Annotated in this window: 25 protein-coding genes; 8 read left to right on the forward strand and 17 right to left on the reverse strand. The window is 50.3% G+C overall.

The features are described 5' to 3' along the window. Positions 1-14: 14 nt before the first annotated feature. Complete coding sequence (gene copD, locus M977_RS02250; protein ID WP_064511925.1) at positions 15-887, reverse strand: copper homeostasis membrane protein CopD; 873 nt, start codon at positions 885-887, stop codon at positions 15-17. Positions 888-892: 5 nt separating this feature from the next. Continuing rightward, positions 893-1267 (reverse strand): CopC domain-containing protein YobA, encoded by a 375-nt coding sequence (gene yobA / locus M977_RS02255; protein WP_064511926.1) that lies wholly within the window; start codon positions 1265-1267, stop codon positions 893-895. 148 nt (positions 1268-1415) lie between these two features. On the opposite strand from yobA, the gene M977_RS02260 reads away from it, so the two are divergent. The 3 genes from M977_RS02260 (at position 1416) to exoX (ending at position 3210) form a co-directional block, all read left to right on the forward strand. Beyond that, entirely contained in the window at positions 1416-1646 is a 231-nt protein-coding gene (locus M977_RS02260) for a DNA polymerase III subunit theta (RefSeq protein WP_064511927.1), read from the forward strand. A 131-nt stretch (positions 1647-1777) separates the two neighbouring features. Then, complete coding sequence (locus M977_RS02265; protein WP_064511928.1) at positions 1778-2509, forward strand: carbon-nitrogen hydrolase family protein; 732 nt, start codon at positions 1778-1780, stop codon at positions 2507-2509. Positions 2510-2547: 38 nt separating this feature from the next. After that, positions 2548-3210 carry an exodeoxyribonuclease X gene (gene exoX, locus M977_RS02270; protein WP_064511929.1) on the forward strand — a complete coding sequence of 221 codons (663 nt, stop codon included), beginning with the start codon at positions 2548-2550 and terminating at the stop codon, positions 3208-3210. Positions 3211-3217: 7 nt separating this feature from the next. On the opposite strand, the gene ptrB is transcribed toward exoX, so the two are convergent. The 3 genes from ptrB to M977_RS02285 all read right to left on the reverse strand — a co-directional run bounded on the left by ptrB (position 3218) and on the right by M977_RS02285 (position 6533). Further along, positions 3218-5275, reverse strand: a complete 2058-nt coding sequence (ptrB, locus tag M977_RS02275; protein WP_064511930.1) for an oligopeptidase B — start codon at positions 5273-5275, stop codon at positions 3218-3220. A 92-nt stretch (positions 5276-5367) separates the two neighbouring features. Then, the gene (locus M977_RS02280) at positions 5368-6066 is read right to left on the reverse strand and encodes a tellurite resistance TerB family protein (protein WP_064511931.1); all 699 of its coding nucleotides are present in this window, start codon (positions 6064-6066) and stop codon (positions 5368-5370) included. Positions 6067-6182: 116 nt separating this feature from the next. Beyond that, positions 6183-6533, reverse strand: a complete 351-nt coding sequence (locus M977_RS02285; RefSeq protein WP_064511932.1) for a YebG family protein — start codon at positions 6531-6533, stop codon at positions 6183-6185. Positions 6534-6671: 138 nt separating this feature from the next. Here M977_RS02285 and purT point away from each other — a divergent pair, with 138 nt between their 5' ends. Continuing rightward, positions 6672-7850: a formate-dependent phosphoribosylglycinamide formyltransferase gene (gene purT / locus M977_RS02290; protein ID WP_064511933.1), complete on the forward strand. Its 1179-nt coding sequence runs from the start codon at positions 6672-6674 to the stop codon at positions 7848-7850. Between the two features lie 154 nt (positions 7851-8004). Here purT and M977_RS02295 read toward each other — a convergent pair whose 3' ends face one another. From M977_RS02295 to zwf, 3 genes are all read right to left on the reverse strand, one after another. Further along, positions 8005-8643, reverse strand: a complete 639-nt coding sequence (locus M977_RS02295) for a bifunctional 4-hydroxy-2-oxoglutarate aldolase/2-dehydro-3-deoxy-phosphogluconate aldolase (protein ID WP_064511934.1) — start codon at positions 8641-8643, stop codon at positions 8005-8007. Between the two features lie 62 nt (positions 8644-8705). Next, positions 8706-10517 (reverse strand): phosphogluconate dehydratase, encoded by a 1812-nt coding sequence (gene edd, locus M977_RS02300; RefSeq protein ID WP_064511935.1) that lies wholly within the window; start codon positions 10515-10517, stop codon positions 8706-8708. 379 nt (positions 10518-10896) lie between these two features. Then, complete coding sequence (zwf, locus tag M977_RS02305; protein ID WP_064511936.1) at positions 10897-12372, reverse strand: glucose-6-phosphate dehydrogenase; 1476 nt, start codon at positions 12370-12372, stop codon at positions 10897-10899. Between the two features lie 481 nt (positions 12373-12853). On the opposite strand from zwf, the gene M977_RS02310 reads away from it, so the two are divergent. Beyond that, on the forward strand, positions 12854-13723 hold the full coding sequence (locus M977_RS02310; protein WP_064511937.1) for a MurR/RpiR family transcriptional regulator: 870 nt from the start codon (positions 12854-12856) through the stop codon (positions 13721-13723). Between the two features lie 130 nt (positions 13724-13853). Next, positions 13854-15296 (forward strand): pyruvate kinase, encoded by a 1443-nt coding sequence (gene pyk, locus M977_RS02315; RefSeq protein ID WP_064511938.1) that lies wholly within the window; start codon positions 13854-13856, stop codon positions 15294-15296. Between the two features lie 58 nt (positions 15297-15354). On the opposite strand, the gene lpxM is transcribed toward pyk, so the two are convergent. The 3 genes from lpxM to znuA all read right to left on the reverse strand — a co-directional run bounded on the left by lpxM (position 15355) and on the right by znuA (position 18735). Then, positions 15355-16329: a lauroyl-Kdo(2)-lipid IV(A) myristoyltransferase gene (lpxM, locus tag M977_RS02320; protein ID WP_064511939.1), complete on the reverse strand. Its 975-nt coding sequence runs from the start codon at positions 16327-16329 to the stop codon at positions 15355-15357. Positions 16330-16452: 123 nt separating this feature from the next. Beyond that, a complete protein-coding gene (gene mepM, locus M977_RS02325; protein WP_074391971.1) occupies positions 16453-17775 on the reverse strand; it encodes a murein DD-endopeptidase MepM in 1323 nt (440 codons plus the stop codon). Positions 17776-17790: 15 nt separating this feature from the next. Next, positions 17791-18735 (reverse strand): zinc ABC transporter substrate-binding protein ZnuA, encoded by a 945-nt coding sequence (znuA, locus tag M977_RS02330; RefSeq protein WP_064512134.1) that lies wholly within the window; start codon positions 18733-18735, stop codon positions 17791-17793. A gap of 79 nt (positions 18736-18814) precedes the next feature. Here znuA and znuC point away from each other — a divergent pair, with 79 nt between their 5' ends. Next, positions 18815-19570 carry a zinc ABC transporter ATP-binding protein ZnuC gene (znuC, locus tag M977_RS02335; protein WP_064511941.1) on the forward strand — a complete coding sequence of 252 codons (756 nt, stop codon included), beginning with the start codon at positions 18815-18817 and terminating at the stop codon, positions 19568-19570. Beyond that, positions 19567-20352 carry a zinc ABC transporter permease subunit ZnuB gene (znuB, locus tag M977_RS02340; RefSeq protein WP_064511942.1) on the forward strand — a complete coding sequence of 262 codons (786 nt, stop codon included), beginning with the start codon at positions 19567-19569 and terminating at the stop codon, positions 20350-20352. Before znuC ends, znuB begins: the two co-directional genes overlap by 4 nt. Positions 20353-20439: 87 nt before the next feature. On the opposite strand, the gene ruvB is transcribed toward znuB, so the two are convergent. The 6 genes from ruvB to aspS form a co-directional block, all read right to left on the reverse strand. Further along, positions 20440-21447, reverse strand: coding sequence for a Holliday junction branch migration DNA helicase RuvB (gene ruvB, locus M977_RS02345; RefSeq protein WP_064511943.1), 1008 nt, complete (start codon positions 21445-21447; stop codon positions 20440-20442). A 21-nt stretch (positions 21448-21468) separates the two neighbouring features. Further along, positions 21469-22080 (reverse strand): Holliday junction branch migration protein RuvA, encoded by a 612-nt coding sequence (gene ruvA, locus M977_RS02350; protein ID WP_064511944.1) that lies wholly within the window; start codon positions 22078-22080, stop codon positions 21469-21471. 73 nt (positions 22081-22153) lie between these two features. Next, positions 22154-22675, reverse strand: a complete 522-nt coding sequence (gene ruvC / locus M977_RS02355; protein WP_034455116.1) for a crossover junction endodeoxyribonuclease RuvC — start codon at positions 22673-22675, stop codon at positions 22154-22156. Between the two features lie 43 nt (positions 22676-22718). Beyond that, entirely contained in the window at positions 22719-23462 is a 744-nt protein-coding gene (locus tag M977_RS02360) for a YebC/PmpR family DNA-binding transcriptional regulator (RefSeq protein WP_064512136.1), read from the reverse strand. 19 nt (positions 23463-23481) lie between these two features. Further along, on the reverse strand, positions 23482-23958 hold the full coding sequence (gene nudB / locus M977_RS02365) for a dihydroneopterin triphosphate diphosphatase (protein WP_413498835.1): 477 nt from the start codon (positions 23956-23958) through the stop codon (positions 23482-23484). Beyond that, a complete protein-coding gene (gene aspS / locus M977_RS02370) occupies positions 23933-25723 on the reverse strand; it encodes an aspartate--tRNA ligase (RefSeq protein ID WP_064511946.1) in 1791 nt (596 codons plus the stop codon). The genes nudB and aspS overlap by 26 nt, the downstream gene beginning before the upstream one ends. Between the last annotated feature and the right edge of the window lie 48 nt (positions 25724-25771).

The raw sequence follows: 25771 nt of genomic DNA on the forward strand, positions 1-25771 counted from the left end.
AGCTAATAACGTCTTCAGTATGGTTCCCAGGTAGCGAAAATGCTTACAGCAAGGAGCACCACCACCGACAAAATGACTTCCAACCACGTTAACTGGATGAACTGCTTTGTGGCTGTTGGCATACGATTGAATCTCGGCACCAAAAAATAGCGGTTATACAGGGCGATAATAACCATCACGGCAACAAAGGCAACCTTCACCAACAAGAAGCGCATGTAGTTACTTTCCAGTGGGAGTGACCAGCCTAAAATCATCAGGCTGTTGATTAGTCCACTGAGTATTACAGCAGCAACCGCCAGATGCCCGTAACGCGAAAAACGCATCATCGCGGTAATCGCACAGCCCCGCCAGCGCGGTTTTTGAGCCATGCGCATGCACATCAAAAGCGGCAGTAATCCGCCAGCCCACCAGCCAGCGCTAAGAAGATGCACTGCATGATTTATGCGTTGTAAGCCACCGACAATCCCTTCACGCATCGCGGCATGCCCGACACCTGCCAACAAAATAAGTTGTGCCGCCGCAAGGATCATTAGCATGGATTGCAAAGGGCGCGGTTTGAGCAACAACACTACAAGTGTCACCACACTCAATAATATCTGCCACAACCAGATGGACCCAAAGCTCGTGCCAAGAACCGCCAGCCAAATCTGGGGGTTAATGACATCTCGCCAACCACTGCCCATCATCCCAGCCTGAGCACATAACAACAATATTGCGCTTAGCAACGTCATCCAAACGGCAGAATGCCATTGCCATTTTAGTCGGCGAATAAGAACCGGTTTAAACGCTTGAGGAGCAAGCAATGAGCATGAGATGGTACTGCCAAGCAGCACCATTAATGCAGTAAAATGAATAAATCGCAGCGCGATATAGAAACCTGATAGCATCCGGCTTACTTCACCGAGAAGTGATACTTCCCTTTAGTCTTATGTCCGTCAACGGATACTACATGCCAATCAACCTGGTAATCACCCGGTTTCATAGCCTCATCGACTGGAACAATAAGCTGCTTATCATCTTTTTCGTTACGCTTAGCCGTACCAGTCTTCACGACTGTTTGCTGTGGCCCGGTGAGCGTAAGTCCGCTAAAATTCGCTTCAACTCCTTCAGAGAAATTAAGGGTAATCGCCTGCGGCGCAGCCGTTACCGCAGCATCTGCCGCTGGATATTGATGCTTTAGATGCGCATGTGCGAAAGCTGAGCTGGAAACGGTAAGTGCGGTAAAGAGAGTGGCGATGGTAATGAGACGAGTTCGGGTGAAAGCCATATCAACTATTCCTTTTTCTTATTCGAGACGGCAAAAGGATAACCTTGAGCCCAGGTTAAGTCGAGATGAGAACAGCTATCAATGAATGTAAAAACTTGTCATCACGGATATCAACAAGTACCTTTGCGGCAAAAAATAGGAGGCCAATATGAATTACAATCTTGCTGAATTACCCCAGGACGAAATGGATAAGATCAACGTCGATCTTGCGGCTGCTGGCGTAGCATTTAAGGAACGCTACAATATGCCGGTGATCGCTGAAGTGGTAGAACGCGAGCAACCGGCGCATTTGCGTGACTGGTTCAGAGAAAGACTGACTGCTCATCGACTGGCTTCAGTCAATTTGTCCAGACTGCCGTACGAACCTAAAGTGAAATAAATCTTATCCACACTAAACCTCCTGACAAAAATGGTGTTAAGATTTTTCCCGGTTTATATATCTAAACACAGGAATTACTTGTTGCGGTCATAGGATGATGGCCGTTGGGTAGATTGATTAAGGAAGAACGTATGCCTGTCTGGAATGTTGCTGCGGCGCAGTATGGCGCCACACCCGATGACCTCGATGCGAATATCACACATCATTTAGATTTTGTTCACTGCGCGGTTGCTGAACGAATAGATCTGCTGATTTTCCCCGAACTTTCACTCACCGGTTTTAACATTGAAAACCATCACGTTTACGCCCTTCCCTTCTCCGATGAACGCCTGAATCCTTTGCAAGCTGCCGCCATAAAACACCAAATGACTATTGTCGTGGGTCTACCCTTGCGCAGTGAACAAAGTGTATCTCCAGGATCAGTGGGTTTTTTGCCTGATGGTTCCCGAGTTGCCTGTTGCAAACCACAATCCTGCGATATTGATCTCTCCGATCAACACACGCCATTGGTAGGTTTGCAAAACCGTAGCGTGGCAATGGGTTTTAGCACCGACAGCGATGAAGAAACCTGGCCGCGTAGTGCAGCTGAAATGGGTGCAAGTCTCTATGCCACGGGGAAATTCATTAATGAAATCAGCTACCAGAAAGATGAAATGTATCTGCAACGCTGGGCCCATAAATACAATTTGCCCGTTTTATTAGCTAACCACGCGTTTTCTACCGGTAAATATCGGTCTGCGGGACGTAGCGCTTGTTGGGACGATCGCGGTGAATTAGTTGTTCGCGCCGATCATGGCGAGCTACTCGCAGTTGGAAGACGTGATGCAAAAGGTTGGCACGGTGAAATCATTCCATTACGCTAGCGCATTAATAAAATACGCTAAGGCTTGATGGAGTATATATGCTGCGCATTATTGATACTGAAACCTGTGGTCTACAGGGTGGCGTGGTAGAAGTTGCCTCTGTCGATATCGTCAATGGTAAGATTGTTAATCCGATGAGTGACTTGGTACGCCCGGATCGTCCTATTAGCTACCAGGCGATGGCCATTCACAAAATTACCGAAGAGATGGTCGCGGATAAACCGTGGATTGAGGATGTTATTCCACGCTATCACGGCAGCCCATATTATGTCGCTCATAACGCCAGTTTTGACCAGCGCATGCTGCCTGAACTGCCCGATAGCGAGTGGATTTGCACGGTAAAACTGGCGCGTCGTTTATGGCCAGGTATCAAATACAGCAATATGGGTTTATATAAATCCCTCAAGCTGGAAGTTGAAACACCTGCCGGGCTGCATCATCACCGCGCGCTGTTTGATTGCTATATCACCGCTGCTTTACTGATTCGCATTATGGATGAGTCAGGCTGGACGCCAGACCAAATGGTGACCATTACAGGTCGTCCCGCACTTGTGAAAACCATGGCATTTGGTAAATATCGCGGCGAACCGATTGCAGAAATTGCAGATAAAGATCCGGGCTATTTACGATGGATGTTGAATAACATCAAAGAATTAGCGCCGGATCTTAGAATGACATTAAAGCATTATCTCGAGGATTAGTAACAACCTACCCCGCCCGCCCTGGTAAAGTTCCTTGTGCCAGGGCTATCAAGAAAGCGAACTCCAGAGCCACGCCTTCGTAAGATTTAAATCTGCCCGATTTCCCACCATGCCCTGAGTCCATATCAGTACATAGCAACAGCAAATTATCATCGCTACGTAATTCACGCAGCTTTGCGACCCACTTGGCAGGCTCCCAATATTGCACCTGGGAATCATGTAGTCCGGTGGTCACCAGCATGTGCGGGTAGGCTTGTTCGGTGATTTGATCGTACGGGCTGTAATGTTTGATGTAGTGGTAATACTCAGGGTCTTGCGGATTCCCCCACTCTTCAAACTCGCCGGTCGTGAGTGGAATGGACTCATCGAGCATCGTCGTTAACACATCAACAAATGGCACCTGCGCAACAACACCGTGGAAGAGCTCTGGACGCATATTAATTGCGGCCCCAACCAGTAAGCCACCTGCACTCCCGCCCATCGAATAGAGCAAGTTTTCGTTGCCGTATCCCTGTTTAAGCAAGCTATCACAGACATCCAGATAATCATTGAAGGTGTTCATTTTCTTCAGGTACTTACCATCTTCATACCACTGCTGGCCGAGTTCGCCACCTCCTCGTACATGTGCAATGGCATAGACGAATCCTCGGTCGAGCAGGCTTAAACGGCTGCTGCTGAAATCCGCATCCATGCTGCTTCCGTAAGAGCCATAGCCATATACCAGCAAAGGGTTTTTCCCTCGTTGGAAGTGGTCGCGGTGGTAGACCAGGGAAACCGGCACCTGCACACCATCACGCACCGTGACCCATAAATGTTCGCTGCGGTAATGGCTGGCATCAAAACCCGCCACTTCGGTTTGTTTAATCACGCGCCGCTCGCCGGTATCCATATCCAGCTCAAACAATGTATCTGGCGTGGTCATTGATGAGTAGCCGTAACGCAGACGAGAAGATTCCGGTTCCGGGTTATGTCCAAGCCAGGTGACATAAGCAGGGTCATCAAAAGCAATTCCCGTCACTTCTCGAGTTTTGCGATTAATTTGGCGTAAACTGGTCAGCCCTTGCTGCCTTTCCTCAACGACCAACCAATCGGTAAATAATGTAAAGCCTTCCAGCATGACATTTTCGCGCGGAGGAATCAGCTCTTCCCATTGGCTTTCATCACGCACTTTTGTGCGGTACAAACCAAAGTTTTTACCTGCCCGATTCGAGCGCAGATAGAAATTATGTTGGAAGTGATCGAGGGTATATTCGTGATCTTTGCGGCGTGGCAAAAAGCTTTGCGGTTGCGCATCTACTAGCTCTGCATCCAGCAACAGTACTTCGCTGGTGGTAGCACTGCTGAGATAAATTAGAACGAAGTGTTTCGACGTGGTTTTATGCACACTGACATAAAACATTTCGTCTTTTTCTTCGTAGACTAATTCATCTACGGAGGATGGATGCCCCACCGTGTGGCGCCAGACCTGATACGGCAATAACGTTTTGGGATGCTTGCGGACGTAATAAAGCGTGGCGGAATCATTCGCCCAGACAAAACTACTTTCGACATTATCTAGCACTTCCGGGTACCAGTTCCCGCTTTCCAGATTTCGGAAACGCAAGCCGTACTGGCGGCGAGAAAGAAAATCTTCAGCCAGTGCCATGACGGTGTTATCAGGCGTAATACTCATGCCGCCCATGGTGTAAAACTCGCTATGGGCAGCTCGGCGATTACCATCTACCAGCGTGCTCCACTCTTCCCACTCCTCCGACACTACAGACTGACGCTGATAAATAGCATATTCATTACCGGTTTCGAAAATCTGGCGATAGCGATAGCCATTTTGCGTGTAAGGTGCGGAAATATCACGCTGGGGGATACGGTCGATCATCTCTTTGAGCAGGCGTTCTTGCAATGCCTGCTGCGTACTCATGATCTGATGACCGTAGTCATTCTCCTGATGAAGATAATCAAGCACCTGTGCATCAGAACGCTCATCATCGCGCAGCCAGTAATAGTTATCGATGCGGGTGTCACCATGCATGGTCATGGAGTGGGGGATTTTTTTTGCTTTTGGTGGCATGTCATTTTTCTTTTTGAGTTAACACCCTGTAAGGGTGGCAAATTCAGACAGCCTTGCAAGCGTAACGTGGGATTTTAGGGAAAATGCCGGGATTAACCCGGCAGATTTAGTTTCTGCTGCTGAATATCTTGTTCGATGCCTTCGCGTACATCCTGAGGAATTTTTAGCGCATCGCCGAGCGCATTGAGATAACTGCGCTCCATAAAGTGGTCGATGTCGATTGCAGCACAGCTCAGGAAGTAAAGCTCCAGCGCTTCTTCTTCATTATTAACGCCTTCGACGAGGCGTTGCGGATCAAGAGGTTGATCGATAGCTTGCTGAATTAGATTACGCCCCGGCCCTTCGATACCGGCATCACGTAGTTGCTGCTCGATAATCTGACGCTCTTTATCATCAATATGACCATCGCTTTTAGCCGCGAAAACCAAAGCGGTAATCAGGCGCTCCGTACGAACATCGACAGGCGAAGTTTGCTGCCCAAACTGCGGCTCACCCTGATGGGCTTCACGCACTCGGTCTTTATATTTGTTCCACAGTACGCTTCCCGCAACCGCACCACCACCGACCAATAACGCGCTGGTGCCGTACTTTGTCAGTAGTTTCCGTGACGATTTGCTCGCCAGCAGCAAGCCCGCTAACCCGCCCAGTGCGCCAGGCACCAGTAACTTACTCAGCCCCTGAGAATTGTTTCCCTGAGGAGTTTGTGAGGATTGATTCTGACCAGTGTGATTCTGGATGGATTGCGTCGCTTGCCCCAGCATAGACTGAAGCTGCTGTAACCAATTGCTCATTAGAGACACCCTTTGTGAGAACTTAACATCTGAGGTTATGCCAAAGGCTGTCAAGAAGTGTCTGATTAGGCTAAAGATGAGAAAAGAACCGCGCCGGTAACTCGACGCGATAAAACTTATGCAGCTTTAGTGCGTTTACGCGGGTGTTCAGCCACTTTATCGTCTGCAACAGACTCTTCAGCGTTATCGGCTTCATCTGCGGCTTCACCGGCAGTTTCAGCACTTTCAAGGTCCGGCAATTTACCGCTTTTCAGCACGCTGGAAAGCACGTCTTTGTTTTCTGCCATCCACATAGCCAGCACATCGCTTTGCCCTTCTTCGAAAGCAACAGGGCTGTGTACGAGCCACTCGCTCAACACTTCTGCCAGATCGAGCATTTTGTCGTAGGCGTCTGCATCTTTTTTACTGGCAAAAGACATTTTTTCTTGCCCCTCTCGTACAACAACGTATTTGATTTCAACCGCCATTTTGCAGCTCCGGTTTAACTGTTTATTTAAACAGTGTAATGATATTACCCCTGTATCGCAAGTGGGAAAATCGCTGCGTACGCAAACGTTTTCGTTTATAATCCGCCGGTCTATTTTCTCCGTTCGGGTATACAGATTATGTCAATTTTGGGAACAGCGCTTCGTCCATCAGCTACACGAGTCATGTTGTTAGGATCAGGCGAATTAGGAAAAGAAGTGGCGATTGAATGCCAGCGTCTTGGTCTGGAAGTTATCGCAGTAGACCGCTACGCCGATGCCCCCGCTATGCATGTTGCTCACCGCAGCCATGTCATCAATATGCTGGACGGTGCCGAGCTTAAAAAACTGGTTTCCGTAGAAATGCCGGATTTCATCGTTCCCGAAATTGAAGCGATCGCAACAGACATGCTGGTTGAGCTTGAGCAGCAAGGTCAGTGCGTGGTGCCTTGCGCGCGCGCAACCCAACTGACCATGAACCGCGAAGGTATTCGCCGCCTGGCCGCAGAAGAACTCGCTCTGCCGACCTCCAGCTTCCGCTTTGCCGATAACGAAGCTGCATTTTTACAGTCAGTTGAAGAAATCGGCCTGCCTTGCATCGTTAAACCGGTGATGAGTTCTTCCGGCAAAGGACAAAGTTTTATTCGTACAGCCGACCAGTTAGCGAAAGCGTGGGAGTACGCTCAGGAAGGCGGTCGCGCCGGTAAAGGCAAAGTTATTGTCGAAGGTGTGGTGAATTTCGATTTTGAAATCACCCTGCTGACGATTAGTGCTGTCGATGGCGTGCATTTCTGTGCCCCAATCGGCCACCGCCAGGAAGACGGTGACTATCGCGAATCCTGGCAGCCGCAACAAATGAGCGATGCCGCTCTTGCCCGTGCGCAAGAAATTGCTGAAAAAGTGGTGAAAGCGTTGGGGGGTTACGGTTTGTTTGGCGTCGAACTTTTCGTGTGTGGCGATGAGATTATTTTTAGTGAAGTCTCCCCTCGCCCGCACGACACCGGCATGGTGACGATGATTTCTCAGGACGTTTCCGAGTTTGCATTGCACGTCCGCGCTTTCCTCGGCTTGCCGATTGGTGACATTCGCCAGTACGGCCCGGCAGCTTCTGCGGTGATCCTTCCAGAATTGAGCAGCGACAACGTGCACTTCGGCAATGTGGGTGCCGCAGTGGGCGCAGGTTTGCAAGTGCGTCTGTTCGGTAAGCCTGAGATTAACGGTAAACGCCGAATGGGTGTGGCACTGGCAACGGGTTCCAGCGTGGAAGATGCCATTGCACGTGCTATCGCTGCAACCAAAGCCATAATCGTCAAAGGATAAAAAAAATCCCCGCTCATCTGAGCAGGGATTCAATAACACGAATCATTCGAGTCGTAGGAAGGCGGCAAGAGAACGAATCCCCGGGAGCATAGATAACTATGTGACCGGGGTGAGTGAACGTAGCCAACGCATCTACGGCTCGAAGGATGACGTGTTATTTCGCGCCTTCGACAGCTTCACGGGCGAGAGTAGTAATACGATCGTAATCGCCAGCTTCCAGCGCGTCAGCCGGAACCAACCATGAACCACCGATACACAGCACGCTTTTCAGCGCCAGGTAGTCACGGTAGTTAGCCGGTGTGATACCGCCAGTTGGGCAGAAACGAACCTGAGAGAATGGACCTGCGATAGCTTGCAGCGCTTTGGTGCCGCCATTTGCTTCAGCCGGGAAGAATTTGAATTCTTTCAAGCCGTAGTCCAGACCCAGCATCAGTTCAGAAACAGTGCTGATACCTGGGATCAATGGAATGGAGCCTTCGGTTGCTGCTTTCAGCAGTGGCTCGGTCAGACCTGGGCTGATGGCGAACTGCGCGCCAGCTGCGGTCACTTCTGCCAGTTGCTCTGGGTTCAGTACGGTACCCGCACCAATAATCGCTTCTGGTACTTCTTTAGCGATTGCACGGATTGCGTCCATTGCGCATGGAGTACGCAGAGTCACTTCCAGAACGCGCACGCCGCCAGCAACTAATGCTTTAGCCATTGGTACTGCGTGTTCCAGTTTGTTAATTACGATAACCGGGACAACCGGTCCTGTTTTCAGGATCTGTTCCGCAGTAGTTTTCCAGTTTTTCATCTCAAGCCTCTTCAACCAACTTTATAATTCGTTTCCAGCGCAGCAAGTGCTGCCTCCGGTCCTTAAAATTTAATGCAGGTCGCGCCCTGTTCCGCGCCAGATAACTGCTCGCGTAACGCGCTAAATAGTTCACGGCCGGTTCCAACACGATCCGCGCTGAGATCCGGGTGGTATGCAGTGCGTTTTTCCAGCTCGGCATCATCGACCAGCAATGTCAGTTCACCCGTTTGCCCGTTGACGCGAATCATATCGCCATCCCGGACTTTTGCCAGTAGCCCACCATCATAAGCTTCTGGGGTAACATGGATGGCAGAGGGCACCTTACCTGAAGCGCCCGACAGCCGTCCATCAGTGACTAACGCTATTTTGAAACAGCGGTCCAATAATACCCCAAGTGGCGGCATAAGTTTATGTAATTCTGGCATGCCGTTAGCTTTTGGCCCTTGATGGCGGACAACAACCACGCAATCACGGTCAAGATGGCCTGCTTCGAAAGCCGGTAAAACGTCGTGCTGGCTTTCGAAAATGACCGCAGGCGCTTCAATAATTTGGTTTTCTACTGGCACCGCAGAGGTTTTCATTACCGCACGACCCAGATTACCGCTGAGGACTTTCGTGCCGCCATGTTTAGAGAAAGGTTTTTCGAAGGTCGCGATAACATCAGTATCGAGCGCGGTTGTTGCGCCTTCACGCCATGCCAACTGACCGTTATCCAGCCACGGTTCCATGGTGTAGTGATGCAGACCAAAGCCCGCAACGGTGTTGACATCTTCATGCAGCAAACCGCCTTTGAGCAATTCGCGCATCAATACCGGCACGCCGCCCGCCGCCTGGAAGTGGTTAATGTCCGCAGGGCCATTCGGATACAGGCGAGCCAATAATGGCACCACATCAGAGAGGTCAGAGAAATCATCCCAGTTGATGATAATCCCCGCCGCACGCGCCATCGCCACCAGGTGCATAGTGTGGTTGGTGGAGCCGCCTGTCGCAAGCAAAGCAACAATGCCGTTCACGACCACTTTTTCATCAATCATTTTGCCGATCGGCATCCACTCGTTGCCGTTTCCGGTCAGACGCGTCACCTGCCGTGCTGCCGCGGCAGTCAATTCATGGCGCAGAGGGGCATCCGGGTGAACAAATGAAGAGCCTGGCAACTGCATACCCATGAACTCAACTACCATCTGGTTGGTATTGGCAGTACCGTAGAATGTACAAGTACCCGGTGCGTGGTAAGAAGCAGCCTCAGATTCCAGAAGCGCGATGCGATCAACTTTGCCTTCAGCATAAAGTTGGCGAATACGTACTTTTTCTTTATTCGGTAAACCGCTAGCCATTGGACCTGATGGCACAAATACCGCAGGCAGATGACCAAATGACAACGCCGCCATGGTTAAGCCCGGGACGATTTTGTCACACACGCCGAGGTACAGTGCACCATCGAACATATTGTGAGACAGGCCAATTGCCGTAGACATCGCAATAATTTCGCGGCTGAGCAATGACAGTTCCATGCCATCCTGTCCCTGCGTCACGCCATCACACATGGCCGGAACCCCACCTGCAACTTGCCCTACCGCGCCAACGGAATGCAGCGCTTTACGAATCTGGTCAGGGTAATACTCATACGGCTGGTGCGCGGAAAGCATGTCGTTATAGGACGTAATGATCGCAATGTTGTTACGCAGCATGCTTTTCAGCGCGGCTTTATCTTCTGGCTGGCAGGCGGCAAAACCGTGTGCCAGATTGCCACACGCTAATTCAGAGCGATGTACGGTGTTCGACTTCGCTTTTTCAATCCGTGCCAGGTAGGCTTCACGGGTTTGGCGGGAGCGTTCAACGATGCGTTGTGTTACGCGTAACAAATTAGGATTCATAACAAGTCCTCATAAAGTGGCTGCCGTCGCTGTGGGCAGGTGGTCGACGTTACCGGCTCTTTTCTCTTCTCGTGAGGCGGCAATCCGTACCATCAGGGCAAAATCGCTTCAGCTAGTGTAAATAAAAAAGCCCTGCTGGTGAATCCAGTCAGGGCTTTTAAATTAAAAAATTTGCACCACTTTGGTGTTAGATCATGTTACCGGTAAAATATGAATCATTTGTTACGCAGTTTTTGCAAAATAACATCTATTCCATCCGCTAAATCATTCGAGTTGCAGGTAGGCGGCAAACGATCGAATCCCGATGAGCTTACATAAGTAAGTGATTCGGGTGAGAGAGCGCAGCCAACACCCCTGCAACTCGAAGGATGACGCGGATTTATTCGAACTCGTTCCACGAACGCCCATCACGGGTGATCATTGCCACTGAGGCAACCGGTCCCCAGGTTCCAGCCTGATAAGGTTTAGGTGCATCGTTGTCCGCAGCCCAAGCCTCAGTGATGGAGTCGACCCATTTCCACGCTTCTTCCACTTCATCACGACGCACGAACAGTGCCTGAATCCCACGCATGGTTTCCAGCAACAGGCGCTCGTAAGCATCTGCCAGATGTGACTCGTTGAAGGTTTCGGAGTAGCTCAGATCAAGCTTAGTGGTTTGCAGGTTGTGCTTGTGTTCAAGCCCTGGCACTTTGTTGAGCACCTGAATATCCACACCTTCGTCCGGTTGCAAACGGATGGTGAGCTTGTTCTGTGGCAAATCTTGCCAGGAGTCTTTGAACAAGTTCAATGGTGGGCTTTTGAAATAGACCACGACTTCAGAGCACTTGGTTGGCAGACGTTTACCGGTACGCAGGTAGAACGGGACTCCTGCCCAGCGCCAGTTATCAATATCGACACGAATGGCGACAAAGGTCTCGGTGCTACTGCTTTTGTTCGCACCTTCTTCTTCCAGGTAACCCGGGACTTTTTTACCCTGCGCAAAGCCTGCGGTGTACTGGCCACGGACCGTTTTCTCGCGCACATTGCTGCGGTCGATACGGCGCAAGGATTGCAGTACTTTTACTTTTTCATCGCGAATATGGTCGGCGGTGAGATCGGACGGTGGAGACATGGCAATCATGCACAGAATTTGCAGCAAGTGGTTTTGAATCATGTCGCGCATCTGCCCGGCCTGGTCAAAGTAACCCCAGCGCCCTTCGATACCCACTTCTTCCGCTACCGTGATTTCCACATGATCTATGGTTTTGTTATCCCAGTTATTGGCAAACAGGGAGTTTGCAAAACGCAACGCCAGCAGGTTCAGTACCGTCTCTTTACCTAAATAGTGGTCGATACGATAGACCTGGCACTCTTCAAAATACTCGCCAACCTGGTCGTTGATTTCCTGGGAAGTCGCAAGCGAGGTACCAAGCGGTTTTTCCATCACAACACGAGCAGGTTTAGCGTTGAGTTTCGCCTTGCCCAGACCTTTGCAGATTGCGCCAAAAGTATTCGGTGGCATAGCAAAGTAGTTGATGGTGACGCGATTTTGCTGATCGAGCATTTTACCGAGTTTGGTAAAGGCTGCAGTATCGTTAACATCCAGGTTGCAAAAATCGAGACGGCTGCTCAATTTATCCCACAGGCTTTCGTCGATCTTTTCCTTCATAAAGGTTTCGATCGCTTCGCGCACTACTTTGGTATAAGCCTCTTTATCCCAGTCTGCGCGGCCCACGCCCAGGATGCGCGTCTCCGGGTGGATCTGCCCTGCCTTCTCCAGTTGATACAGGGATGGCAGAAGTTTCCGACGCGCAAGGTCGCCCTTTGCGCCGAAAATCACCAGGTCACATGCCTGAGCTGTCTGTGTTACCGCCATGTCTTTTCTCCTCGTTTCGGATGTCCGGGCTCTCCCATCATACTTCAAGCTGCAGGGGTGTTGGCTGCACTCACACATCCCAGTAACTTACTCAAGTAAGGTCCTGGAATGTGCTCTTTTGCCGCCTACCTGCAACTCGAATTATTTCGGGAGGTTAACTCCGGCCCGTGTGTAATTTAATTACAGAATAATGTACTGCTTTTGCTGAGTTCAGGTAAGTCTTCAGCCATTATTTGATCGCATTCATGGGCAATATTTGGCCGCCAGTGCCATTTCACGGCAATAAATCGAATTTTTCGAAGTTTCGTTGTTGATGTATATCATGTCGAAAGTTAGACACTGATCATGTTATGAAAAAAAACAACATCCTTACATCGATTAACTTGTCCAATCACTAATGGGCAAGCGTATATTCTTGCTAAATCGCGTCACGATTTCTCCATTTGTTGAAATCGATAAAATCCATGAATGCCGGACACCTATGAATATGCTGGACAAAATCCAGTCTCAACTGGAACACCTTAGCAAATCAGAACGTAAAGTCGCAGAAGTGATTCTTACCGCACCACAAGATGCCATTCACTCAAGCATTGCAACCCTTGCCCGCAGTGCCGATGTCAGCGAACCGACAGTCAACCGCTTTTGCCGCCGCCTTGAAACCAAAGGCTTTCCAGATTTTAAATTACATTTAGCGCAAAGTCTGGCGAATGGCACTCCATATGTAAACCGGAATGTTGACGAAGACGATAGCGTTGAAGCTTATACCGGCAAAATCTTCGAATCCGCTATGGCAAGCCTTGACCAGGTACGGCAATCATTGGATATGGCAGCAGTCAATCGTGCTGTGGATTTACTCACCCAGGCCAAGAAAATCGCTTTCTTCGGTCTAGGTTCTTCAGCCGCTGTAGCGCATGACGCAATGAATAAGTTCTTTCGCTTTAATGTGCCCGTTATCTACTCCGACGATGTCGTTTTACAACGCATGAGCTGCATGAATTGTAGTGAAGAAGATGTCGTTGTACTCATCTCGCATACCGGGCGAACTAAAAATCTGGTTGAACTCGCTCAATTGGCGCGTGAAAACGATGCCATTGTGCTGGCGATAACCTCAGAAGGCTCGCCGCTGGCCCGCGAAGCGACACTCTCTTTATTGCTCGATGTCCCTGAAGACACTGATATCTATATGCCAATGGTGTCACGGCTTGCACAGCTCACGGTCATTGATGTGCTGGCGACAGGCTTTACTTTGCGTCGTGGTGCGAAATTCAGAGATAACTTGAAGCGAGTCAAAGAAGCGCTCAAGGAATCGCGTTTTGATAAGGGGCTGTTTGTCTCTGGCGAGAACAAGTAAGTTTTTATAACAAAGCTGTAACTTTTTAGGTCATTCGGTTAAGTTGTTGCTTTGCGTTTTCAACGCACGCTGATTTACCGAATCTTTTGTTAACGCAACACCAAAGTTGTTTCAGTCAACGGAGTAATACATGTCCAGACGGCTACGTAGAACCAAAATCGTTACCACTTTAGGCCCGGCCACAGATCGCGACAATAATCTGGAAAAGATTATCGCAGCTGGCGCTAACGTGGTGCGTATGAACTTTTCCCACGGCACCGCAGAAGATCATCAGATCCGTGCCGATAAAGTTCGTGAAATTGCAGCGAAACTGGGGCGTCATGTCGCTATTCTGGGCGATCTGCAAGGGCCGAAAATTCGTGTTTCTACCTTCAAAGAAGGTAAAGTTTTCCTTAACATCGGCGACAAATTCTTGCTTGATGCCAACCTGGGCAAAGGCGAAGGCGACAAAGAAAAAGTCGGTATCGACTATAAAGGTCTGCCTGCTGACGTCGTGACAGGTGACATCCTGCTGCTTGATGACGGCCGCGTACAGTTAAAAGTGCTCGAAGTACAAGGCATGAAAGTGTTCACCGAAGTCACCGTGGGTGGCCCGCTGTCGAACAACAAAGGTATCAACAAGCTGGGTGGCGGCCTGTCCGCTGAAGCGCTGACAGATAAAGACAAAGCCGATATCCTGACGGCTGCGAAAATCGGCGTTGATTACCTGGCGGTTTCCTTCCCACGTTGTGGCGAAGACCTGAACTACGCTCGCCGCCTGGCGCGTGAAGCAGGTTGTGATGCGAAGATTGTCGCTAAAGTGGAACGTGCCGAAGCCGTTTGCAGCGAAGAGGCAATGGACGACGTGATTCTGGCATCAGACGTGGTGATGGTTGCCCGTGGTGACCTGGGTGTTGAAATCGGTGACCCAGAGTTGGTCGGTATTCAGAAAACCCTGATTCGTCGTGCACGTAAGCTTAACCGTGCGGTGATCACCGCGACTCAAATGATGGAGTCGATGATTACCAACCCAATGCCAACGCGTGCTGAAGTGATGGACGTGGCGAACGCCGTTCTTGATGGTACCGACGCGGTAATGCTTTCTGCTGAAACGGCTGCGGGCCAATACCCTGCTGAAACCGTTGCTGCGATGGCGCGTGTTTGCCTGGGTGCTGAGAAAATCCCAAGTATCAACGTTTCCAAGCACCGTCTGGACGTACAGTTTGACAACACAGAAGAAGCGATTGCGATGTCTGCGATGTACGCGGCAAACCACCTGAAAGGTGTTACTGCAATCATCACAATGACTGAATCTGGCCGCACCGCACTGATGACTTCACGTATCAGCTCCGGTTTGCCAATCTTCGCTATGTCTCGCCATGAGCGCACGCTGAACCTCACCTCTTTGTACCGTGGTGTTACGCCTGTGTTCTTTGATAGCCCAAGCGACGGTGTTGCAGCTGCAAACGATGCAGTCAATCTGCTGCGTGATAAAGGTTACCTGGTTTCTGGCGACTTGGTTATCGTCACTCAGGGCGATGTGATGAGTACCATTGGTACCACCAACACCACGCGTATTCTGTGTGTTGAGTAATTTATTCACAGCATAAAAGCAAAAGGGGCCAATCGGCCCCTTTGTTATTTCTTATTCTTTATTTCTTAGGATACAACTCTTTGCGGCGGTAAGGTTCAGTCTCCCCTTCCTTACGCGTTTTAAGCAATTTCAGTATCCAGGTGTATTGCTCAAGATTCGGACCCACCAAAATTTCCACTTCTTCGTTCATACGCCGAGCAATGGTGTGGTCGTCTGCATTAAGCAGGTCATCCATCGGCGGGCGAATATGAATATCCAGGCGATGCGTCTTGCTGTTATAAACAGGGAACAGCGGAACAACACGCGCACGCGATATTTTCATTAAGCGGCCAATCGCTGGTAATGTCGCTTTGTATGTCCCGAAGAAATCAACAAATTCACTGTGCTCGGCACCGTGGTCCTGGTCTGGCAGATAATAACCCCAATATCCCTGACGCACAGAGCTGATAAACGGCTTAATCCCATCGTTACGCGCATGCAGGCGGCCACCAAAACGGCGACGCACGGTATTCCACATGTAATCAAATAGCGGGTTGCCCTGATTATGGAACATCGCCGCCATTTTCTGCCCTTGAGACGCCAACAGCATCGCAGGGATATCCACAGCCCAGCCGTGCGGTACGAGGAAGATGACATTTTCTTCGCGTTGTTTGAGCTCATCGATAATCTCTTTACCGTGCCAGTCAACGCGCTGCATGACTTTTTGCGGATCTTTAATCGCAAGCTCCGCCATCATCACCATCGCCTGAGGAGCGGTGGCAAACATTTCATCAATAACAGCTTCACGTTCAGCTTCCGGCATATCGGGGAAGCAATACAGCAGGTTTATTTGTGCACGACGGCGCGCACTTTTACCCAAGCGTCCGGCAATACGCCCTACTTTGCCCAAAAGCGGATCCCGTAATGACGGCGGTAACATAGCAAGCCCTGCGAAAGCGCCAACACCTAACCAGGCGCCCCAAAATTTCGGATGCAAGAAGGCCTTTTGAAATTCAGGAATGAACTCACTGTGACTTTTTTTTGCTTTTTCCATGCATATTCTCAGTACAGCATCAAATCGTTGATGACATGAATTTGTAAGTATCTTAGCGGGCTAATGCCCATCAGACAAAGAAAAAGCCGGCAACAAAGTACCGGCTTTTTTCATAATGATGGATTAATTGAAGCTAAGTTGCGGTGTGACTTCGCGAACTTGAGCCAGATAATCGTTACGATCCGAGCCTGTCAGCCCTTCGGTACGAGGCAATTTCGCGGTTAATGGATTTACCGCCTGCTGGTTAACCCACACTTCATAATGCAAATGCGGCCCCGTAGAACGCCCGGTATTACCTGAGAGAGCGATACGGTCTCCACGTTTCACTTTCTGCCCTGGCTGAACCAACAGCTTTTTCAGGTGCATATAACGAGTGGTATATGTACGACCATGGCGGATAGCGACAAAGTAACCTGCCGCACCACTGCGTTTGGCCATAACAACTTCACCATCACCGACAGCCAGCACCGGAGTACCTTGCGGCATCGCAAAATCGACACCTTTGTGCGGGGCCACACGCCCGGTTACCGGGTTGAGACGGCGTGGATTAAAGTTTGACGAGATACGGAACTGTTTTGCAGTCGGGAAGCGCATAAAACCTTTCGCAAGACCGGAACCGCTGCGGTCATAGAATTTGCCGTCTTCCGCACGAATTGCGTAGTAATCTTTACCACTGCTGCGAAGGCGCACACCCACCAATTGGCTTTGTTCACGTTTGCCATCGAGCATTTCGCGTGACATCAGCACAGAAAACTCATCGCCTTTCTTCAGTTTACGGAAATCCATTTGCCACTGCATGGCTTTGATAACCGAGCTAATCTCGGCACTGGTCAATCCGGCATCTTTCGCACTACTAACAAAACTATTGCCAACCGTGCCTTTCAGCACATTGTTAACCCATTCGCCTTGCTGCATTTCACTGCTGAGTTTGAAAGTACTGCCTGAACGGTCGTATGTGCGCGTTTCGCGGCGTGACATTTCCCATGTCAGGCGCTGAAGTTCGCCATCGTCGTTTAACGTCCAGGAGATCTGTTGGCCGATTTTCAGGTTACGCAGGTCTTTATCTACCGTCGCGAGTTGGCTGATATCGCCCATGTCGATGCCATACTGATTCAGGATGCTACCGAGCGTATCCCCTGTCGACACGACATATTCATGAACACCCGTTTCACCGGCAGTTTTATCGTCCAGCTCATCTTGCGGGATTGTGTCGTCTTCTGCGTCCGGAGACTGATCTAGCGGTTCACTGGCTTCAGGGAGTAACGAACGAATTTCGTTTTTCTCAAGCTCAATGGTTTTAATGACGGGGCTGGCTTCAGGATGATAGACGTACGGTCGCCAGACAGCGACCGCAAGTGTAAGAACTGTAAGAGACCCCAGCATAACGCGGTGGGGCCGGGACAAATTGTCGAATGCCAGGGCGACAGAGCGGGCTATCTGTTGCACGTATTCACTTCCTCATTAATCTCCTTTCAGGCAGCTCGCATATTGGTTCGCAAGCCCGTTCAAAAACTGCATATAGCTGTTTTTGCCGAGCTTAACTTCAATCCCCAGTGGGTCCAGCGTTCCGTTTCGAACGTTAGTGCCACGGGCTACGGCATTAATTACTGCTGGCCTGAACTGCGGCTCAGCAAAAACGCACACGGCTTTTTGCTCAACCAACTGTGTTTTGATGTCATGTAAACGCTGCGCACCAGGTTGGATTTCTGGGTTTACGGTAAAGTGACCAAGAGGCGTTAGACCGTAATGTTTTTCAAAGTAGCCGTAGGCGTCGTGAAAAACGAAATACCCTTTTCCTTTGAGGGGCGCGAGCACGCTACCAACTTGCTTATCGATATTGGCTAATCCTAACTCGAAAGTTTGCAAGTTGGCGTCAAGTTTGGCTCTATTTTGGGGCATAAGTTCCACTAATTTATCGTGGATTGCAACCGCTGACAGGCGCGCCACCTCTGGAGAAAGCCAAATATGCATGTTGTATTCACCGTGATGGTGATCTTTGTCACTATTTTCGGCTGAATGGTCATGTCCTTCGTGACTATCACCATCGTCGTCACTCCCCTTCATTAGCAAGGGTTGCACGCCTGGCAAAGCGGCCAGTTGCACTTGTTTTTGTTCAGCTAATTGGCTAACGGACTTCTGCATGAACGCTTCCATTTCTGGACCGACCCACACTACTAAGTCCGCGCTTTGTAAGCGTTTTACATCAGACGGACGAAGTGCATAATCATGCTCAGAAGCGCCATCTGGCAGTAAAACTTCAGTCGGTGTGACGCCATCAGCAATCGCTGCGGCAATAAAACCTAACGGTTTAATAGAGGCAACGACAGCGGCCTGTGCCGGTACAGCAGCGGCACCCAGAAAAGCAGTTGTTAAAGCTGCGCAAAGAAATGAGTTTTTATGTAACATAATGCGACTTTTCATCGTTATGAATATGAGATGTGTGATATTATAACATCCGCTAACTTCTGCAACCCCTGAAATTGTCATGACAAATCTGGTATCACTGGAAAATATCTCTGTTTCTTTCGGACAACGCCGTGTGCTGTCTGATATTTCACTCGATCTCAAACCGGGTCGCATTCTGACGCTGCTTGGGCCAAACGGTGCAGGAAAATCAACGCTTGTCCGCGTGGTACTGGGCCTGGTAGCACCTGATGAAGGTGTGATCAAGCGAGACCGCGACCTGCGAATTGGTTATGTGCCGCAAAAATTACACCTCGATGCCACCCTGCCATTAACCGTTAGCCGGTTTATGCGCCTGCGTCCGGGTGTGAAAAAAAGCGATATCCTGCCCGCATTAAAACGCGTTCAGGCAGCCCATCTGATTGAAGCACCGATGCAAAAACTCTCTGGCGGCGAGAACCAACGTGTTCTGCTGGCTCGTGCATTGTTAAATCAGCCGCAGTTATTGGTGCTCGACGAACCGACTCAGGGCGTTGATGTTAACGGGCAACTGGCTCTATATAACCTGATTGATCAACTGCGTCAGGAGCTGAATTGCGCAGTGATGATGGTTTCACACGACCTGCATTTGGTGATGGCAAAAACCGATGATGTGTTGTGCCTGAATCACCATATTTGCTGTTCTGGCACGCCAGAAGTGGTGTCTATGCATCCGGAATTTATTTCGATGTTTGGTGCGCGTGGTGCTGAACAGTTAGGGATTTATCGCCACCACCATAATCATCGTCACGATCTTACCGGACGTATCGTTCTGCGCAGAGGGAATGGCCAGTCATGATTGAATTGTTGTTGCCCGGCTGGCTTGCCGGGATTTTGCTGGCATGCGCTGCTGGCCCGCTCGGCTCATTCGTTGTCTGGCGTCGGATGTCCTACTTTGGTGATACCCTCGCCCACGCTTCTTTATTAGGCGTCGCTTTCGGCCTGCTGCTCAATGTAAACCCATTTTATGCCGTGATTGCGGTCACCTTGATGCTGGCATTAGGTCTGGTGTGGCTCGAAAAACGTCCACATCTGGCGTTAGATACCTTACTTGGAATAATGGCTCACAGCGCTTTGTCACTGGGTCTGGTCGTAGTCAGTTTGATGTCTAACGTTCGTGTCGATTTAATGGCGTATCTGTTTGGCGATCTGCTTTCAGTCACGATGCCCGATATTATCTCTATTGCTCTGGGTGTTGCCGTGGTCGTTGGCGTGCTGCTTTGGCAATGGCGAAATCTGTTGTCGATGACCATCAGCCCTGATCTTGCTCATGTTGACGGCGTAAACCTACAACGCGTGAAGATGCTACTTATGCTGGTGACCGCACTGACCATTGGTGTGGCGATGAAATTTGTTGGTGCACTGATTATCACCTCACTGCTGATCATTCCTGCGGCAGCAGCGCGTCGCTTTGCGCGTACGCCTGAACAAATGGCAGGTTTTGCTGTGATTATCGGCATGCTTTCAGTGACGGGCGGGCTGACGTTCTCCGCATTCTATGACACACCTGCCGGGCCTTCTGTGGTACTCAGTTCAGCGGTGTTGTTTATTCTGAGTATGGCAAAGAAGCAGCCTGCTTAAGATAGTGTTGGATGGCGCTTGCGCTTATCCAACCTATAAATCCTCAAGGCGGATTAGCACGAACACCATCCGCCGTTTTACTCACTGCTATGCGTCTGGCGGCACAATCCCAAAGTGAGTCCAGGCTCTTGGCGTTGCGATACGCCCACGTGGAGTACGTTGCAGGAAGCCCTGCTGAATCAGGAAGGGTTCCAGCACATCTTCAATCGTTTCCCTCTCCTCACCAATTGCAGCCGCGAGGTTGTCCAACCCGACCGGGCCGCCAAGGAATTTGTCTATCACCGCCAGCAATAACTTGCGGTCCATATAGTCAAACCCTTCGGTATCAACGTTGAGCATATCCAGTGCTTGCGACGCTATGTCACCATTAATGGTGCCATCATGTCTGACTTCCGAAAAGTCACGCACACGACGCAACAGACGGTTGGCGATACGTGGTGTCCCACGCGCACGACGCGCCACTTCTAACGCGCCCTCCTCGCTCATTTCCAGTCCCAGCACGCTCGCGCTGCGGCCAACAATGTGCTGCAAATCAGCGACCTGATAAAACTCAAGGCGCTGCACAATACCGAAACGGTCACGCAGTGGAGATGTCAGAGAACCGGCACGGGTAGTTGCGCCAATCAGAGTAAAGGGTGGCAAATCAATTTTGATTGAGCGTGCGGCCGGGCCTTCACCAATCATGATATCGAGTTGGTAATCTTCCATTGCCGGGTAAAGCACTTCTTCGACAACCGGTGAAAGGCGGTGGATTTCATCAATGAACAACACGTCATGCGGTTCAAGGTTGGTCAGCATCGCCGCCAAATCCCCTGCTTTTTCCAGCACAGGACCAGAAGTGGTTCGCAGGTTCACGCCCATTTCGTTGGCAACGATATTCGCCAGTGTGGTTTTACCCAACCCTGGTGGGCCAAAAATTAACAGATGATCGAGCGCATCCCCACGCAGTTTCGCCGCCTGGATGAAAATTTCCATTTGCGATGTAACCTGCGGCTGGCCGACATAATCCGCCAGAAAACGCGGGCGAATCGCGCGGTCGATTAACTCATCAGGGGTGATAGTATCTGGCGAAACCAGACGGTCTGCTTCAATCATCCTTCATCTACCTCAGGGGCTTTAAAGTGCTGCGCGTAATGCTTCGCGGATCAGGGTTTCACAATCGGCACCGGCTTTGCCGACTTTGCTAATCATGCGGCTGGCTTCTTGTGGTTTATAGCCCAGCGATACTAGCGCCGCAACAGCTTCTGATTCGGCGTCATCTGTTGCGCCACTTTCTGGAGCGGTCAGCACCAAATCTGACGCCGGAGTAAACAGGTCGCCATGCATTCCTTTAAAGCGGTCTTTCATTTCGACAATCAAACGCTCAGCAGTCTTTTTACCAACACCTGGCAACTTAACTAATGAGCCAATTTCTTCGCGTTCAACAGCATTAACGAACTGCTGTGCCGACATACCAGAGAGGATAGCCAGCGCAAGTTTCGGGCCAACACCATTCACTTTGATCAGCTCGCGGAACAGCGTGCGTTCTTGTTTATTATTAAAACCGTAGAGCAGTTGCGCGTCTTCACGCACCACAAACTGGGTAAACACCACCGCTTCTTTGCCGATTTCCGGTAATTCATAGAAGCAAGTCATTGGCATGTGTACTTCATATCCAACGCCGCCCACTTCCATCAATACCAGCGGTGGCTGTTTTTCCAGGATGATGCCTCTGAGTCGTCCAATCACACTGCTTCCCCTACTGTTGCGTAAAAAATTTTGCCTATCATATAAAAAAGGCTGGATAAATATCCAGCCCTATTTATTTTAATCGTCCCCGCGCCAGATTAAGCCGCGTATCGCTCATCTGCATCGAGTTCTGCGTCACATGGCAATGCGTAATCGCGATAGCCAAAGCATCTGCAGCATCCGCTTGTGGATTCGCAGAGAGTTTCAACAAAGTGCGTACCATGTGTTGAACCTGGCTTTTCTCGGCACTACCGATGCCAACAACCGTCTGTTTAACCTGACGAGCCGCATACTCAAACACCGGCAAATCATGGTTTACAGCCGCAACAATAGCCGCACCGCGCGCCTGACCGAGTTTCAGAGCGGAGTCGGCATTCTTTGCCATAAACACGGACTCGATAGCAAAATATTCTGGCTGGAACTGGGTAATGATTTCGCTCACCCCCGCGTAGATAAGCTTCAAACGCGAGGGTAAGTCGGTAACCTGAGTACGAATACAGCCGCTACCTAAATAGGTAAGCTGCCGACCAGTTTGGCGAATGACGCCATAACCGGTAACGCGCGACCCCGGGTCGATGCCGAGAATAATCGCCATCACGCGTCTCCTGTAAACAGGTGTACGGTTTCAGACAACACCATTACAGGGTTGCCGCAACCTCGTCAGAGATCTCACCGTTGTGATAAACCTCTTGCACGTCATCACAGTCTTCGAGCATGTCGATAAGGCGCATCAGTTTCGGTGCAGTTTCCGCGTCCATATCTGCTTTGGTAGATGGGATCATGGAAACTTCGGCTTCGTCTGCTTTCAGACCAGCGGCTTCCAGTGCATCACGTACTGCACCCATCTCTTCCCAGGCAGTGAACACGTCAATTGCGCCATCGTCATATGCAACAACATCTTCAGCGCCAGCTTCAAGAGCGGCTTCCATCAAGGTGTCTTCGTCTTTGCCAGGAGCATAAGAGATAACGCCTTTTTTGGTGAACAGATAAGCAACAGAGCCATCAGTTCCCAGGTTACCACCGCATTTGTTGAACGCGTGACGTACTTCAGCCACGGTACGGTTACGGTTATCACTCAGGCATTCAACCATGACTGCTGAACCACCAGGACCGTAACCTTCATAAATGATGGTTTCCATGTTGGCGTCTTCATCACCACCCACACCACGTGCGATTGCACGGTTTAAGGTGTCACGCGTCATGTTGTTGGATAACGCTTTATCAATGGCTGCACGCAGACGCGGGTTAGAACCCGGATCACCACCGCCCAAACGGGCTGCGGTTACCAGCTCACGGATAATTTTGGTGAAAATTTTACCGCGTTTGGAATCTTGCGCAGCTTTGCGGTGCTTTGTGTTGGCCCACTTACTATGACCTGCCATAAAAATATCTCCAAAATGGCTACCTTGCGGCAGCATTAATTACAAACTCTTCAATCGCTTGCCGGTTGCTCCACGACTTGGTCATAGCAGCCGCAGCTTGTGCGTCTGTCCATTCCCATGCCAGATGTTCCGAAATGGTAATCGGCTGTTCGTTTGGCAGCGCAAGACAGAACCAATATTCCGTATTGCGCGTAATGCCCGGCGCATAGCGATGACGTAAATGTGTAAAAATCTCGAATTCCACACAGCGTTGGCAGTCAATCAAGGCCAGTTGCTCTGAGACAACATCAATATCGACCTCTTCCTTTACTTCACGCTGCGCAGCATACAGCGCGGTTTCACCCTCTTCTATGCTGCCGGTAACCGACTGCCAGAAATCAGGATCATCGCGCCGCTGTAACATGAGCACCCGTCCGGTGTCTTGAGCGAAAATCACAATCAGTACCGAGACGGGACGCTTAAAGGCCATATCACTCGTTCTCGAGGGAAATGTCATTTTTGACTTTTTTAATCACTTCTATGCCCAGCTCAGTCAGAGACGCTGGGTTTGCAAAGCTTGGTGCTTCAGTCATCAGGCACGCTGCTGCGGTTGTTTTAGGGAACGCGATAACATCACGGATGTTGTCGGTACCGGTCAACAGCATAGTCAGGCGATCCAGACCAAATGCCAGGCCTGCATGCGGTGGTGTACCGTATTTCAGGGCGTCTAGCAGGAAGCCGAATTTCTCGCGCTGGTCTTCTTCAGCGATACCCAGAATGCCGAACACAGTCTGCTGCATCTGACCGTTGTGGATACGCACGGAACCGCCGCCCACTTCATAACCGTTGATAACCATATCGTATGCGTTCGCAACCGCTGCTTCCGGATCGGCCGCCAGTTCTTCTGGTGACATATCTTTCGGTGCGGTGAACGGGTGGTGCATTGCGGTCAGGCCGCCTTCACCGTTGTCTTCAAACATTGGGAAGTCGATAACCCACAGCGGTGCCCAGGCTTTTTCATCGGTGATGCTCAGATCTTTACCGATTTTCAGACGCAGTGCGCCAAGCGCATCAGCAACCACTTTCTTGTTGTCTGCGCCGAAGAAGATCATGTCGCCGTCTTGTGCGCCAGTACGGGTCAGAATCGTTTCAACGATTTCTGCATTCAGGAATTTAGCTACCGGGCTGGTGATGCCTTCAATGCCTTTAGCACGCTCGTTCACTTTGATATAAGCCAGCCCTTTCGCGCCGTAAATCTCAATGAACTTGCCGTAGTCGTCAATCTGTTTACGGCTTAACTGTGCGCCACCTGGCACTCGCAGTGCAGCAACGCGGCCTTTAGCATCATTTGCCGGGCCCGCGAACACTTTAAACTCAACGTCTTTGAGCAGGTCAGCAACGTCCACCAGTTCCATTGGGTTACGCAGGTCTGGTTTGTCAGAACCGTAACGACGCTCCGCTTCAGCAAAAGTCATGATCGGGAAATCGCCCAGGTCAACGCTTTTCACATCAAGCCACAGGTCGCGAACCAGTTTTTCCATCACTTCACGCACTTGTGGTGCAGACATGAAGGAGGTTTCAACGTCGATCTGGGTAAATTCTGGCTGACGATCAGCACGCAAGTCTTCGTCACGGAAACACTTAACAATCTGATAGTAACGGTCAAAGCCAGACATCATCAGCAGCTGTTTGAACAGCTGTGGGGACTGTGGCAACGCGTAGAATTTACCTTTATGCACACGGCTCGGCACCAGGTAGTCACGCGCACCTTCCGGTGTGGCTTTGGTCAGCATTGGGGTTTCAATATCCAGGAAACCGTGATCATCCATAAAGCGGCGCACGAAGCTGGTGATTTTCGCACGCGTTTTCAGGCGGTTTGCCATTTCCGGGCGGCGCAGGTCCAGGTAACGGAATTTCAGACGCGCTTCTTCGGTGTTGACGTGGTTTGAATCCAGCGGCAGCGCTTCAGAACGGTTGATGATGGTCAGGTCGGTTGCGAAAACTTCCACAGCACCGGTAGCCATATCTTTGTTGATGTTTTTCTCATCACGCGGACGAACAGTACCGGTGATTTGGATGCAGAACTCATTACGCAGTTCAGATGCCAACTGGAACGCGTCCTGACGATCAGGGTCGAAAAACACCTGCACGATGCCTTCGCGATCGCGCATATCAATAAAGATAAGGCTACCGAGGTCACGACGACGATTGACCCAACCACACAGTGTTACTTGTTGTCCCACATGGGATTGATTTAGCTGCCCGCAATATACTGTACGCATGAGATATCCCTTAAATTAGCCGCTCACTGTCCAATACCTGCAACGGTG

Origin of the sequence: Buttiauxella gaviniae ATCC 51604, assembly GCF_001654835.1 — a bacterium.
Lineage (GTDB): Bacteria > Pseudomonadota > Gammaproteobacteria > Enterobacterales > Enterobacteriaceae > Buttiauxella > Buttiauxella gaviniae.